The following is a 15130-nucleotide window of genomic DNA, read 5'->3' on the forward strand; positions in this document are numbered from 1 at the left end:
CAGTCGGAAAGCGTTAATATTAGGTTTGCTTTTCTAAGCGTACTATTGCATTATAATCAGGAACACCTTCGAGCGATCGCTTACTTTTATCTAGTAGCACATTCCCTTCTGGCCAATGTACTTGCAAGTTCCCTGACTGAATTGGCGCAATATACACTTGGCACAACAACTCACCTAAATCATTCTTGAGAATTACTTTATCTCCATCTTTCAAACCCAATAGTGCCGCATCACCAGCATTTATAAGTACCGCCTCTCGCACCGCCCCAGTAATTGCATCCTTGCGTTCCTGCACCATACTATTAAATTGTTTGCCTCGGCGCGTTGCTACTAAGAAATAACCTTCTGGTAGTTCTCTTTGGCGTGGCAATAATACCCCAAAGTGGGCTTTACCATCGGCTGTCGGGAAATTCCAACCAAAGCACAAATGTGAGCCACCATACTGAAACTGATCGCCAGCTTGCTGTAAGTGTTGAATACCTGCATATTGGGGGACGACTTGAGCAATTTCTTGACGGATAGCAGCTGTGTCAGCAAAAACCAGCTTATCTGCCAAATCTGGTTTTACCCGCCTTGCCAATTCTAGAAAAACTTCCCACTCGGGACGCGCTTCTCCAATGCGCGGCCCCACAATTTCTGGACTGAAAATTACCCGGCGTTCGGTGTTAGTTTCAGTCACTCCCCCTGGGATTTCATAGCGAGTCGTCGCAGGTAAAAGCACCACAGTATCAGCAGGTTCCACCAACATTTGGCTGGAGAGAACAATATCCGCATGTACCCGCAGAGGTATTTGCTTCAGCGCCGCTTCCACATAATCTGGTTCTGGCAGCACTTCTAAAAAATTTCCACCCACAGAAAATAACACATCTAATTCCCCCTGATGTGCAGCGCTAATCATTTCTGGAGCAATTAAACCTTTACTTGCTGGGACTTCAAAGCCCCAATGCTGACTCAATTGGGCAGCATTTTCTGGGGTGATAGGTTTACCACCGGGAAACACTGTCGCGTAACATCCCATCTCTGCGCCACCCTGCACCCCAGAATGACCGCGAATCGGCATTAAACCGCAGCCTTCTCGACCGACAAAACCTTTGGTGAGAGCTAAATTAATAATACTTCGCACGTTATCTTCACCGCATTCATGCTGGGTAATGCCCATACTCCAAACAAATACGGCTTTATTAGCTTCTTTGACCATTTTGGCAAAGGCGTACATTTCCTCACGGGATGTACCAGAAAGCCGTTCTAATTCTTCCCAAGATTGACTTTCTAAAGATGTTTTAAGTTTATCAAAGCCAACTGTGTGTAAATCTATAAATGATTGGTCTACCCAGTTGTGAGCAATTATATGTTTAATAGTGCCATTCAAAAATGCTATATCCCCGCCCATATTAATTAAGAAGAAGTCTTCGGCAAACTTTGTACCGAAAACGGCACTTTCCACAATTGAGGGAACCCAGTAGCGCTCCATTCCTGGCTCGCGGTAAGTGTTAATAACTACAATTTTAGTGCCAGCTTTCTTAGCGTAATGGAGATACTTAACGGTGACGGGCTGATTATTGGCAACATTGGAACCAATGAAGACTAATAAATCAGTACCAATCCAGTCTTTATAAGAACAAGTGGTAGCCCCTGCACCGATAGCAGCTTTCAGTCCCGCCGTACTGGGAGAATGGCAGATCCGGGCAGCGTTATCAACATTATTGCTGCCCATTGCCCGCACAGCTTTTTGGGTAGCATAATAGGTTTCGTTAACAGTACCGCGACTGGTAATATAAAAACTGAGACGGTCTGGTGTGGTAGCGTAGATGCGATCGCTAATCACTCCTAAAGCTTCATCCCAACTAACACGACGAAAGCCTTTTTCCCCTCGTTTACGAATCATCGGATAAGGGAGCCTTCCCAAGTCGCGTAGTTGGGCACTTTTTTGCTTTTGTAACTGCGAAACATCCTCCAATAGCACAGGGTCAAAAGCTGGCATAGTATTCATCCGCAACAGCCGCAACCGAACATTGCAGAGATGGATGCCTTCTGTTGTCCAATCCTTCATCCCGGTTGTTCCGAGAGCGCAACCATCGCAGACACCTTTATCGAGAATATTCCACGCATAAGGTAGTTTGTCACGAGACAGCCAAATTGCCCGAAATACCTCCCAATAATTGTTTGGATACTGTTCGCCAATGCCGAAAGGCTTCCAACTTGCCCAATTTGAAGGTGTCCAGTGTTTTTTGGGTTTAGGTAACATGATGCAACGGATGTGAATTTCTGGATTCTCTTAGGCTATCGTTTTGATTGAGAAATGAGTAGCAGACAGTTAAAAATCCTTTTACTTGCTGAATTGACCGAAATTAGAAGGCAAACGGACTTTTTGAGAAAGTAATCAGGAATTTGGTGAAAAACAAAATCCCCGACTTTAAAAAAATCGGGGATTTTGGCAGCAACCTTTGCTTAACATTAAATAGTATTGCTTTTTCAGAGGCTAGGGAAAAATTAACAGATACACATATATTGGGTATTGTCTGCTAGCTGCTAACAAAATCTTTGTGGGCAGCAACAAGCATCTGAGCCTGTCTTAAAACGTTTCCGAATAAATAAATAGGAATCTGCCAAGCTGCAACCGTAACTTCTTTGACTATATCCTGTACGCTAATTGCTATTAATTCATGCTCTGGTGGCTCTCCTTCTACTGCACCAGACCAAGTGAAAGCTAATAAAAAATCATCATCTCCAGGTAAGGATGCAATCAAACATTCTTCAGGCGTTGGCTGGCAAATAATCCCATATTCATTTGCAAGTTCTACTAGCTTTTGAAAGTTGTTTACGTTCGTCATTTGTCCTTTGGATGTAATTGAATCTTAGGTTGACAAGGAATTATATTTTGTATACCCAAAACTAAAATTATTTCCTCTATACCATTAATTACGAATTATTAAGGATTTATTGCAGTTAAATCAGGCTTAAGTCCAAAATCTTACCGCGATCGCCTAGTTGGATCGGCAACAATTGCTACTGTTTTAAAAAAATCTCAACTACCTACTTTTTCAGTTGAACCTATTTACATATACCTCCCTTCATTACAATGCCCTCATCTTATCCAGGCTGATGGAGTGCATTGAGAATTGCGATCGCTTTTGGGGGAACAGCTGTAAACCGAAGCAGGAAAAGATGCTCGTCAACTTTAGACTGTTGGATCGTCTTGGCATAGATATGTTCTTCTTCTGTAGCCAGTTCTGCTTCAATTAATAGCTTGAGTTTGAGAGTTCTAAAGAATGTGGCGATCGCAATTGCGCCCTTTTTTCTGAGAGGCTAATCAATGCTCCGATAAACACTACGCCATTGCGAGATTTGCGGTTTCAGCTTTGCCCACATAAGATTTAGTGAGAAGTTAGGAGTTAAGAGTTAGGGGTTGGAAATTTTTCCTCATCTCAATAAAGATATGGCTGCAAACTTGTGTGTAAGCTGTAGGTCTAAAAGTGTGAACCACAAGGGACAAGTATGGCGAAATCTAAAATCCAAAATTGCTTGACAATATGGCAATATATAAAGTTGTAGCTAACCGCCTACGTAGAGGTTTAACGTGGATACCATTGCAATTCCTGCTCTAAATCGGCCAGTGGATGCCACGGTAGAAATTCCTGGTTCTAAAAGTCTTACCAATCGGGCATTGCTTGTCGCGGCTTTGGCACAAGGTGACTCAATTTTAGAAAATGCCTTATTTAGTGAAGACAGCGAATATTTTGTCAAATGTGTAGAGCAATTGGGCATTCCCATTACTTTGAATCCTCATCAGGCACTAATCCAAGTGGCGGGAAGAGGAGGTGATATTCCAGCTAAACAGGCAGATTTATTTGTCGGTTTGGCAGGTACCGCAGCACGGTTTATATCGGCGCTGGTAGCACTGGGTAACGGTGAATATCGTCTAGATGGCGTTCCCCGGATGCGAGAACGACCGATGGGTGACATGTTGACGGTGCTGCAAACGGGGGGAGCAACCGTTAACTTTGAGGGAAACTCTGGGTTTATGCCCTACACCGTCTATAGTCAAGGATTCGCTGGCGGAAATTTTCGGTTGAAAGCGAACCAAACAAGTCAGCAACTTTCGGCATTGCTGATGATTGCACCTTATGCTCAACAAGATACGAGCATTGAAGTTGAAGGAACATTAGTTTCTCAATCTTACGTTAAGATGACCTGTCGTTTAATGGCAGATTTTGGCGTAGAGGTGAATCAAATCAGCGATAATCAATTTCAAATTAAAGCAGGTCAACGTTACCAAGCTCGACATTATACAGTAGAACCCGATGCGTCAAATGCTTCTTACTTTTTTGCCGCCGCCGCCGTCACAGGTGGACGGGTGCGCGTCAAACATTTGACGAAACAATCGTGTCAAGGTGATATTCTCTGGCTAGATGTTTTAGAACAGATGGGTTGCCAAATTAAGGCTGGGGATGATTACACCGAAGTGACGGGCCCCAAGCAATTGCAAGGCATTGATATTGATATGAATGATATATCAGATTTGGTGCAAACATTAGGTGCGATCGCGCCCTTTGCCAGTTCACCGATTACCATTCGGAATGTGGAACATATTCGATATAAGGAAACCGACCGAATTCGGGCTGTGGTGACAGAGTTGCGGCGGCTAGGAGTTAAGGTTGAAGAATTTCCCGATAGACTGAAAATTGAGCCTGGCCCCATTACCCCGGCGGAGATTGAAACCTATCACGATCATCGCATGGCAATGGCTTTTGCTGTCACTGGCTTGAAGGTTCCAGGAATTGTAATTAAAGATCCTGGCTGTACAGCGAAAACCTTTCCAGATTATTTTACTCGATTCTTCAAAATGTTAGAAGAATAAGAGATTGAGTAGTATTCTCTAGCGACGACCCATAATAAGTAGTTTGTAGTGGGGACTTTAGTCCCCAAAGCTGAGATTTTAATGCTGACTACAAACGAAGGTTTTCTATTCTTAATTGCATCAAATATAGACCTAACCCCCAGCCACTTCTCTGCTAGCGTTGGGGAGTAAGATTCAAGCCTTTTTTCTTTTAGGGGGAGAGGTCAAAGTCTATTTCATCAAAACCATAAGCGCTAGATATTCCCAACTTAAATTTGATGTTATTTTACCTCTAATTAAAGTCTGCTTAAACTCACGATTTTAATATAACCGTAGTCACACAGCTTAGGACATTTTGAAAGCATGAAAGCTAGGAATAGTAATACTTTTACCTCCTGCCTCCTGCTATATAAGGTGCATCAAATTATTTCGAGGCTTATTTCTCTTTATTAAAAAGGGAGAAATCATTGATTTATATCACTGTTCTAATCAGTGATAAATCATTGTTGGGGAAATAACGAAGTTAGGCACAAACTATTTCTATACCTTTTAGTGTGCATTGCTTACAAAAGTTTATTGTGAGGAAAATCGAGATGAAAATAGTTTCAAAATTAGCGCTTGCTGCTGCTAGCCTAGCTCTAGGTTTTGCTATTGTAGATGCTAAATCTGTATCTGCTGCAATTATTAATTACGCTTTTACCGTTGATAGTTCTGCAACTAAGGGAAATGGCTTTTTTAGCTTTGATGACTCAACCTTGAGTGGCTATACTCCCGAAGCTACGATTAAGTCACTGTCTTTCAAATTTGACAGTGATTCTACCGTTTACACAGAACAAGATGATGTCAACTACCCAGACTTTCCTGTTGCATTTCAAACCACATCTTTGACAGGAGAAACATCTTTTGCATTAGATTATCTGTTCAACGATAAATCTAATTCTGCCAATTATCTCAGTTACGAAATCATCGGTGAAGATTTTACAATTTTCTCTAGAACCTCTTCAGATATTGTACCTATATCAGGTAAAGTTTCATATAGACAAGTACCTGAATCTACACCTTTAGTTGGCGCTCTCTTTGCTTGTAGCCTGGGTTTGATGATGAAGAGAAGAGTAGCATCAGTCAAAAAGGTTAAAGTCTAACCTTAATCAAGTTGATATTAACGCTTTCTTTGCCAAAAATTAATCTATTACTAGTAGGCTTTTCTGTAGAAACATGACATCTAATACCAATTTTTTATGAAGCTGCATAGAATTCGATCCCCCCTAGCCCCCCTTAACAAGGGGGGAACCGGAAAAACATCTATCAAAGTCCCCCTTTTTAAGGGGGATTTAGGGGGATCAAGATATGTGCAACTTCACATTAAATTGGTATAACACATTGACCCTAAGAGAAAATTGGGAATTAAAACCTGATTTTGGTAAGGGAATTAATTACAAATTTTGCCTACGATTACCTTGCCTTCTTTGTGTTAGCTGTTGCTGTGGTTTAACTTACCTGTTACTCAGGAGAGGAAAATGGTAGATTACCGGAATTTTGAGCAGTTCCTGCATAGTCGAATAAAACGACGTAACTTAATTATCGGCGCAGGAGCATTGTCTGGTTTAGCGATCGCTAACCAATTTTCTCATCAAACAGCGATCGCTACAGGCAGATTTTCTAATTATCCTTTTACCTTGGGTGTCGCATCAGGCGATCCCGATTCCACCAGCGTAGCAATTTGGACTCGTCTCGCTCCTGAACCCTTAGAGGGAGGTGGAATGCCACCTGTGAACGTGCCGATTCGCTGGGAAGTAGCAACTGATTCTGACATGAGGCGCATTGTCTCTAGAGGTACGGTACTTGCAACCCCAGAACTAGCCCACTCAGTGCGAGTTGTAGTAGAAGGACTGCAATCTAATACTTTGTACTGGTATCGCTTTCTTGTTGGTCAAGATGCTAGCCCTATTGGTCGCACTCGTACAGCACCTTTAGCAGGTAGCTATTTGAACAAATTGAACTTTGCCCTTGTTTCTTGCCAACACTATGAGCAGGGGTACTTTACTGCTTACAAATATTTAGCTCAAGATGACCTCGATCTAGTAGTGCATGTTGGCGATTACATCTACGAAGGAGGAATTTCAAACAATCGCCCCAGAAAGCACAACAGTGCAGAAATTTTGACTTTAGAAGATTACCGCAACCGTCACGCCCTTTATAAAACTGATACCAATCTGCAAGCAGCCCATGCAGCATTTCCTTGGATTGTTACCTGGGACGATCACGAAGTAGAAAACAACTACGCCAACGATATTTCAGAAATTGATACTGAACCAGATCGAGATCCGGCAATTTTCCTGAAACGGCGGGCTGCTGCTTATCAGGCTTACTACGAACACATGCCACTGCGCCCGTTCTCGCGTCCCGTCGGCCCTGATATGCAACTTTACCGTCGGCTCTCCTTTGGTAACTTAGCCACCTTCCATGTCTTAGATACCCGTCAGTATCGCACCGATCAGCCCTGTGGTGATGGTACTAAACAACGTCCTTGTGGGGAAGATCCGAATGGAACCATTACTGGTAAGCGTCAGGAAGATTGGCTATATGATGGTTTAGATCGCTCACAGGCTAAGTGGAACGTTTTGGCACAGCAAGTTGTAGTTGCTCAGATAGACACTAAAGCAGGACCTGGCGAAACTTACAGTATGGATAAGTGGGATGGTTATGTGGCTTCGCGCGATCGCCTCATGCGTTTCTTAGAACAGCGCAAACCATCTAATCCAGTAGTATTATCAGGCGATATCCATTCCAACTGGGCAATAAATTTAAAGGCTGACTTTAATAACCCAGAATCTACTACGGTGGGAAGTGAATTCGTCTGTACCTCAATAACCTCCGGTGGAAATGGGGCAGATACCAGCGCAACTGTTCTAGCTTACTTACCTGAAAACCCACACATTAAGTTCTTCAACAGTCAACGAGGGTATGTTCGCTGTGGGCTGACTTCCACAACCTGCAAGACAGACTATTTGGTTTTGTCAAATGTGACAACCCCATCTGGCACAATTAGTAAACGAGCTTCATTTGTAGTTGAAGATGGCCGTCCAGGAATACAACAAGTCTAATGGTTTAATTCCCAGGTATTGAAACCAGACAATCACAGATAGAAACAGGTAAATCATTAGTGTTTATCTGTTTCTATCTATTAATAATCGCACTTACAGCCGCCATATTTTTCTCGCTGGCTTTGCTGAAAATTCATTGCAGTCTAGGTAAGGTGTGGGGATATCTGCAATGGATTCTAAGTCTGCATTGGATAAATCCGCGACCAACTGCTTGACAGATAGCGATTAAAATTTCTCGCTGAATGCGATCGCGTAGTGTACCGTAGGTAATCGCCTTGCCAAAATCGGCGTAAAGTAGCTCTAGAGGTATGGGCATCTTGCCACCAACGTGCGGTGCTGGTTTTTGTCCAACCTAGACGTTGACGGGATTTCTCTACAATTGCTAGTCCTGCTGTTGATGCTTTCAGCGAGTTTGACATACATCAACTTTATAATTCACTATTTGAGCATTTGCACATCAGGATAATTAAGAATTTTAGCATCAGCAGTTAATAAAAGACAATTATAAAATCTTGCTGTAGCCACAATCATTTGATCGAATGGGTCGCTATGGAATCCATTTAATTGAGTTGAATCAACTATTATTGGCAAAGACAAATTTAATAGTTGTACTCCCGGATAAGCCAAAGCAGCTTCTAGCCATTTATCAATATCTACAGGTAAAACTAGTCGCTTTTCCTCTACCAATTTTGCTACTTCCCAGCAAGAAAGAATGCTGATTCCTAAACCATCAGATTCGTAATCTTGTAACCATTGTTGCTGTTTTTGAGTCAGTCGTGAATCATTCTGTACCCACCAAACCCAGATATGAGTATCAAGTACAATCATTGCAAAACTTCCCAATCTTCCAAAGCTACAGGTTCAGTTGGATCTTCATAACGGTATGGCTGTGTATCGTGCAAAGGATAAAGATTTGTATCTAATTGGGATTTTAGTGATACTTGGTTATCTGGAGTTTTAGCTTCCAGAATAATCACTTCCACAGCGTCGCCTGCATGAAAAGGTAAACCCTGTCGCGTCAAAGTTCCATCTTCAGTTAAAACGATTTCTATCTTGTGAGCGTTCATATTTCAACTCCTAAAGCAGAATTAGGATAGGAATAGGATTTAGTTAACGGTTTTTATATCATAATGTTTACACTTTAGGATGCAATATCGGTAGAACCGCTCGGCAAAATTGCGGAATTAAAGCATTATTCTAAATTTACGTAGTATGACAGACTCCGCTTCTAACAACACTCCTGAGTTACTCTCTGTGGCTCAAACTGCCAAATTACTTAATGTAACCCGTCAACGGGTACACGACTTAATTAAAAATGGTCAGATCATAGCTCATAAACTTGGGCGTTATTACTACATAGAACCTGCTGAAGTAGAGAGATATCAGAACCAGCCTACTGGAAAACCTTATCAACCTCGTAGCACAACTTTTGAAAACAACTCTATTGACAAATGACAACAAAGCTTTATAGACTCAAGCTAGACTAACTTAATAAAGGTTAAATTAATGCTGCCTTTTCAACTGATCGTGACTGATGTTGCAACTCAACAAGAACTAAAACAGGTTTACAACAGTGAGTATGGAATTCTCTACCAGGGAGATTGTTTGAAGCTTTTGTCAGCATTACCTAACGAATCTGTAGATGTTATCTTTGCCGATCCACCTTTTAATCTTGGTAAAGAATATGGTGAAGGTGTCAACGATAAAATGGAAACGAATCAATATTTAATCTGGTCGCAACAGTGGCTTAATGAAAGTATTCGAGTTCTTAAATCAGGTGGCAGTTTATTTGTATTTAACTTACCAAAATGGTGTATAGAATATGGTGCATATCTGAATCAGCAAGGAATGTGTTTTCGTCATTGGATTGCTTGCAGAATGCCGAAAGCTTTTCCTAGAGGTAAAAAAATGTCTCCTGCTCACTACGGGTTACTCTATTACACTAAAGGAGAACCAGCAGTTTTCAATAAAGTTTACACCCCAATTCAAGTTTGTCGCCATTGCGGTGGAGAAATTCGTGATTATGGTGGACATCGCAAAAAACTTAACCAGAAAGGTATTAACTTAATGGATGTTTGGGATGAACCGGAAGAGGTTTGGGAAGATGTTTCTGAAGCTAATTCTAATGAAATTTTATGGACATTGGCAGAAGAAATATGGGTTGATATTCCACCAGTTCGGCATCGTCAACACAAAAAACGAGTTGCAAATGAACTTGCGCCAATTATGCTAGAGCGAATTATTGCAATGGCATCTAATCCGGGACAAATTGTGGTTGATCCATTTGCAGGATCTGGTACGACATTTTATGCAGCAGAAAAGTTACAACGTTACTGGATTGGTTCAGAAATTGGGGATACAGATCCAGCAGTGGAAAGATTAACTGATTTGGCTAACGGAATCATGGAAGAATGGGAATCGGCAAGAGGAAGTAAGAAATCAAAGCAACGCCAAACAACTGCACTGCAACTACCAATTCCTTACTCTACACAATAACAGAAACTTTCAGATTAATGCACGTCCATCTGTTCCTTTAGTAAGTGTTGGTACGTTAGTATCTAGCTGATCGTGTTCAATTACAAAGATGACCAGAAAACCTTCTTGGATCTGAACGGAGCGCCAAACATCAAAGTATGGTTCTAACTCTTCGTAGTTACCAATTCTATCTGTTAAGTAAGGATAAATTTTTCGGCTTGGAAGTACCAAAGCAGTACCTAAAAAGACACGGCGTAGTAATCCGAGAACCATCTTATTAACTGCGCGATGGCTTGAGGAAATATTGCCTGTTTCCCACTCCAGAGCAAAAAGATAATCATCTATTACCTTTGTTGCATCCACCTTTCCTGGTGATTTGGTTGCATAGTTAATTGGAGTTTCCAGCCTCCATGTAAATCTATCTCTCAACGCAATCATGCAAGCTTCTTTTATTGGCTTGACACCATTACCATGTCTTGTAGGATTAATTGTAAAGTTCGATGTACCCGGAGGATGGACAATAAGAGAGATAGCATCACGAATTTCAGTACGAATGATAGACCAATCGCTTGATTCTTCAAAATTCCCAACACTGATTAAAGAAACTTCTTGAACAATTTTCATACTATCTAATTATTTTATTCTCTCCATTGAAATGCTGCTAAAAGCGATCGCCTTGCTAAAATTGTCTTTTAGAATTAATTGTAAAGTTGGATGTACCCGGAGGATGAACAAATCGATGCGATTTTACTCCACCCAGCCATAGAATCGGTACGATTATACTAACGGAGAATTAATTCAAGCATCTCTTAAAGCTGTACTAGCTATATTTATTGCTTCTAAAAAGTCACTCAGTGGGAATTTCAATTCCGACAAAAAATCTAGATTAACATATTCTGAGTATATATCTATTTCCATTTTTTCAAAACCTTTATCTTTATTGATTTGTGCAACCTGTTGTCCCTTATATTGTATTTCAACAGTCATTTCATTATATTTAAGGTCACTAAGATAAAGAATTTCAAAACCAGAATCTAGATTTATAGCCATTTTGAACCTCTTATCCCACTAAACTTTCAGGACTTGCCAAGCTTCTTAGAACAGATAGAAGAATTGTGAGAGTTGTCAAACGTTGCTAACCATCTACTACATCTGCTTCAGAAGCATCTTCACTTTTAATCAGAACCATACTTCCTAAAAAATAAGGATTAGCATCAGTTACAGCTTCTGAACCATCCCCTAAAAAAGAGAATAAATCAGTTAATAACTCACTTGCTTGGTCTTTTTTCCACGCATAAGGACGCTGATAAGCTGGTATGGAAAATGCGAAATCGTTACTAAAAACGTTGAATAGTGCTTTTTGTGCGGCGTGAATGGCTACTGGCATAGAATTTCAAGTACTGCTTGAGTATAATCTGATGCAATTTCCCTAATCAAACGCAGTTTAACTCACCATTAATGCGATCGCCAGATTGAATTAACCCAAGTTACATACAATTTTCTTCAGCTTTTCTTTACTCACTCAATGTTGCATTTTTTTCAACATCTGTTACATTACTTTACAGACAGTTACAACTGCTACAAAACTTGAATTTTGGAGTTTTACTGATGACAGGTTTTAAGAATCCTACGCCTATTGTTTCAGAAGATCCTAATGCTGTGCGTTTTGGCTTCACTCCTCAGAGTGAAAATTGGAACGGTCGGCTTGCAATGATTGGTTTTCTATCTGCAATTTTGATTGAAGCTTTTTCTGGTCAAGGGTTACTCCATTTCTGGAGCATCCTCTAAATTAAAGTGAAATAGGCGGTTAGAAACCGCATCTATACGAGACTTTACTTGCCTTTGCAGGTTTAAAACAAGGGGATTTTGCCCCTTGTTTCTCTGCATTGATACACGACTGAACGCGAAAGTTAATATAGATGTGATTTTGTTTAAAATGCTGTAAGAGGCGAACTGCTTTGTTTATAGTCGCCAGCTTAAATAATGCAATCTACAGATAAACGTCCTCTCAGTTGGTTGTTGCAGCAGTTTCAACTCAAACCGGGTAAGCCCGCCATTTTCTCAGGATTGCGTAGCCTTTTCATCTTGGGTGTCCCCATTGGAATTGGCATTATTACTAATCATGCGGCTGAAAGTGCGATCGCTACGATGGCAGCTTGGTTTGTGGGAATGGTAAATGTTGACGGAGCCTATCGCCAGAGAGCGACTGCTATGATAGCAGCTACGATTGGGGTAACTTTGATGTTCCTAATCGCCAGTTTGGTTAGTAATCATCTCTGGTTAGCGATCCCGACAACTTTCTTAGTAATATTTATCGCAGGTTTAGCAAGTCTCTATGGGAATGTGGCTGCATCTGTCAGCTTGATTACATCGATCATGTTTGTCATCTCCCTTGCTAAATTTGCTTCATTTTCTAATTGGTCTACTCTTATCCTGCACTGTGCGCTATGTCTAGCTGGTGGCGCGTGGACAAGTTTGTTGTTATTAGGCTTATGGGTGGTGCGTCCTGATGTGCCGGCAATGCAGATAGTTGCAAACTGTTATCTATCGTTGAGCCAATTTGTAAACTTGGCAAGTCAGAGAGGAGTAAACCCAAATGAGCGTCAGGAGTGGACACGGCAATTTTTACAAGCTCAAGATACCGTCATCCAGGATTTGACATCTGCTCGTAGTGTCTGGACAACTATTTGGACTAGGGAAAGAGGAGCTACCCTGCGGGGAAATCAGTTACTCGTATTAATTGAGGATGTAAATCAAATTGTCAATTCGGTTGTGGCACTGAGCGAACTGTTAGCGATCGCATCCGAACATCAACTATTTTATCGATTACAAGAAGAGATTCAGCAAGTGATAGAACAATTGGCAATTGCTTTGCAAATGTTGTCAGAAGCGATCGCCAAAGGAAAAAACTCAGTTCACTTGGGGGAGCTAGATCGGACAGTTGAAGCACTAGAGTACCAGTGGGAAGTTCTCCGCGCTGAAGTCTTCAATCAAACGATAAATCTTCAGATAGATGAATATCCCGATGTAGTCAACATTAGGAAGATTACAGCCAGCCTGACAAAGTTAGCACAGCAAATTCATACTGATGCTGATGTTGTAACAGATTTAATTCAGGGAAAACAGCGCAGTATTACCCAGCGAGATATTTCTCCCCCAGCCCAGTCAGAGCCTATTGCAATTATTGATACATTGCGGCAGAACTTCACCTTTGAGTCAGTCCTCTTTCGTCATGCGTTGCGCCTCGCACTGATCGTAACCTTCGCTGAATTACTTGCCTCAATATTGCCACTACCTAGAGGTTATTGGATAACGCTAACAGCTTTAGTTGCACTCAAACCAAACTTTGGGGGAACATCTGAGACGACAGTACAAAGAGTTATTGGGACTATTTTCGGTGGGATTATTGGTATTACTTTGGTTTTACTTCTTAAAAATACATTAGCGATCGCAGTTTGTTTTTTGTTACTAGTGTTTGTTGCGATGGCGGTGCGATCGTTAAGCTACAGCATATTTATTATCCTGCTGACTCCTGCCATCATCTTACTACTCAATCTTATTAGTGGAGGTGGCTGGGAAGTTGGAGTATTGCGGATTGTCGATAGCTTAGTTGGGGGTGTCTTAGCACTGCTTGGCAGCTATTTGCTTTTTCCCAGTTGGGAACGACAGCAACTTCCCGCACAACTGGAAAAGACAATTCGAGCCAATCTTGCCTACTTTCAACAGGTTATTGCTAATTATCTGCATCCACAACCGGATGAATCTATGAATATGCTACGCCATCAAGCGGCACTAGAAAACGTCAACGCTAACGCAGCTGCTCAACGATTGTTCAGCGAACCGCGTCACATTCAGGGAGAAATCGAACCTGTAATGACGCTGATAACATACATTCGTGGCTTTTTCAGTTCGGTTACAACTCTGGCAGAACATAAGCGAGAATTTAGCGGCGAGTACCAATTTACTGAAATCAAGCTACTTACTGATATCATTATTCAAGTTTTGGAAAACTTAGCAGATGCTCTTGGGCAAAGACAGCCACCCCAACCGTTACCAGCGTTAGATAGCTATCTTGAAGTAATTCACAACCAAATTGAGCAGCTACATACCGCTCGATTATCAGAGATTGCCACAAATTCCCAGACTTTAACTTCTACATTACAAGCCGTTCGAGAACAAACTCCCTTATCCACAGAACTGGATCGAATTGTTAATGAAATTAAAGTTATGCACTGTGTAATTGCTCGTCTACAAGAATAAAGTAAGAACTTTTTCATAGGGTAAAAAGCTTTTATTTTTAATCCAAGATTTTCCGGTAGGGGCAATTCATGAATTGCCCCTACTAATAAGATTACTATTTGATTTTTGAACAAAATTCTCTATTGTAGGGTGTGTTAGAACGGAGTTCGTAACGCACCACGATCTATGGTTAGGTGCGTTACGCTATCGCTAACACATCCTACGTATATTTTCAGCCATCAAACCGGATTCCTATATAGGATTACTATTTGATTTTTGAACGAAATTATCTATTGTAGGGTGTGTTAGAACGGAGTTCGTAACGCACCACGATCTATGGTTAGGTGTGTTACGCTATCGCTAACACATCCTACGTATATTTTCAGCCATCAAACCGGATTCCTATATAGGATTACTATTTGATTTTTGAACGAAATTATCTATTGTAGGGTGTGTTAGAACGGAGTTCGTAACG

General features: G+C 41.2%; 15 protein-coding genes. 7 read left to right on the top strand and 8 right to left on the bottom strand.

All coding sequences use genetic code 11. The features are described from left to right. Positions 1-19: 19 nt before the first annotated feature. Positions 20-2245: an FdhF/YdeP family oxidoreductase gene (locus tag CDG79_RS02680; RefSeq protein WP_094340348.1), complete on the bottom strand. Its 2226-nt coding sequence runs from the start codon at positions 2243-2245 to the stop codon at positions 20-22. Positions 2246-2522: 277 nt separating this feature from the next. Then, on the bottom strand, positions 2523-2831 hold the full coding sequence (locus tag CDG79_RS02685; RefSeq protein WP_094340351.1) for a hypothetical protein: 309 nt from the start codon (positions 2829-2831) through the stop codon (positions 2523-2525). Between the two features lie 746 nt (positions 2832-3577). Here CDG79_RS02685 and aroA point away from each other — a divergent pair. From aroA to CDG79_RS02705, 3 genes are all read left to right on the top strand, one after another. Then, positions 3578-4858: a 3-phosphoshikimate 1-carboxyvinyltransferase gene (aroA, locus tag CDG79_RS02695; protein WP_094340354.1), complete on the top strand. Its 1281-nt coding sequence runs from the start codon at positions 3578-3580 to the stop codon at positions 4856-4858. Positions 4859-5430: 572 nt separating this feature from the next. Next, positions 5431-5979, top strand: a complete 549-nt coding sequence (locus CDG79_RS02700; protein ID WP_223277990.1) for a PEP-CTERM sorting domain-containing protein — start codon at positions 5431-5433, stop codon at positions 5977-5979. Between the two features lie 375 nt (positions 5980-6354). Continuing rightward, positions 6355-7941, top strand: coding sequence for an alkaline phosphatase D family protein (locus tag CDG79_RS02705; RefSeq protein WP_094340361.1), 1587 nt, complete (start codon positions 6355-6357; stop codon positions 7939-7941). 176 nt (positions 7942-8117) lie between these two features. On the opposite strand, the gene CDG79_RS02710 is transcribed toward CDG79_RS02705, so the two are convergent. Genes CDG79_RS02710 through CDG79_RS02720 form a run of 3 tightly spaced genes read right to left on the bottom strand, consistent with a single transcriptional unit; the run spans position 8118 to position 9008 of the window. Next, on the bottom strand, positions 8118-8360 hold the full coding sequence (locus tag CDG79_RS02710) for a hypothetical protein (RefSeq protein WP_223277991.1): 243 nt from the start codon (positions 8358-8360) through the stop codon (positions 8118-8120). Positions 8361-8379: 19 nt separating this feature from the next. After that, complete coding sequence (locus tag CDG79_RS02715; protein WP_094340365.1) at positions 8380-8769, bottom strand: type II toxin-antitoxin system VapC family toxin; 390 nt, start codon at positions 8767-8769, stop codon at positions 8380-8382. Then, entirely contained in the window at positions 8766-9008 is a 243-nt protein-coding gene (locus CDG79_RS02720) for a hypothetical protein (RefSeq protein ID WP_094340371.1), read from the bottom strand. Before CDG79_RS02720 ends, CDG79_RS02715 begins: the two co-directional genes overlap by 4 nt. A gap of 145 nt (positions 9009-9153) precedes the next feature. Here CDG79_RS02720 and CDG79_RS02725 point away from each other — a divergent pair, with 145 nt between their 5' ends. Together CDG79_RS02725 and CDG79_RS02730 are read left to right on the top strand one after the other, a co-directional pair. Then, positions 9154-9396, top strand: a complete 243-nt coding sequence (locus CDG79_RS02725) for a helix-turn-helix domain-containing protein (protein WP_094340373.1) — start codon at positions 9154-9156, stop codon at positions 9394-9396. A gap of 51 nt (positions 9397-9447) precedes the next feature. Next, the gene (locus CDG79_RS02730; RefSeq protein WP_094340377.1) at positions 9448-10437 is read left to right on the top strand and encodes a DNA-methyltransferase; all 990 of its coding nucleotides are present in this window, start codon (positions 9448-9450) and stop codon (positions 10435-10437) included. A 9-nt stretch (positions 10438-10446) separates the two neighbouring features. Here the strand turns inward: CDG79_RS02730 and CDG79_RS02735 are convergent, their stop codons facing one another. The 3 genes from CDG79_RS02735 to CDG79_RS02745 form a co-directional block, all read right to left on the bottom strand. After that, positions 10447-11040 (bottom strand): restriction endonuclease, encoded by a 594-nt coding sequence (locus tag CDG79_RS02735; RefSeq protein WP_094340380.1) that lies wholly within the window; start codon positions 11038-11040, stop codon positions 10447-10449. Positions 11041-11214: 174 nt separating this feature from the next. Continuing rightward, positions 11215-11466 carry a hypothetical protein gene (locus CDG79_RS02740; protein WP_094340383.1) on the bottom strand — a complete coding sequence of 84 codons (252 nt, stop codon included), beginning with the start codon at positions 11464-11466 and terminating at the stop codon, positions 11215-11217. Between the two features lie 85 nt (positions 11467-11551). Further along, a complete protein-coding gene (locus CDG79_RS02745) occupies positions 11552-11803 on the bottom strand; it encodes a DUF262 domain-containing protein (protein ID WP_189524855.1) in 252 nt (83 codons plus the stop codon). Between the two features lie 221 nt (positions 11804-12024). Between CDG79_RS02745 and CDG79_RS02750 the strand changes: the two genes are divergently transcribed. Beyond that, the gene (locus CDG79_RS02750; RefSeq protein WP_094340385.1) at positions 12025-12204 is read left to right on the top strand and encodes a chlorophyll a/b-binding protein; all 180 of its coding nucleotides are present in this window, start codon (positions 12025-12027) and stop codon (positions 12202-12204) included. 195 nt (positions 12205-12399) lie between these two features. Then, positions 12400-14676, top strand: a complete 2277-nt coding sequence (locus CDG79_RS02755; RefSeq protein WP_094340389.1) for an FUSC family protein — start codon at positions 12400-12402, stop codon at positions 14674-14676. Positions 14677-15130: the final 454 nt, after the last annotated feature.

This window comes from Nostoc sp. 'Peltigera membranacea cyanobiont' 232, from assembly GCF_002245985.1.
GTDB lineage: Bacteria > Cyanobacteriota > Cyanobacteriia > Cyanobacteriales > Nostocaceae > Nostoc.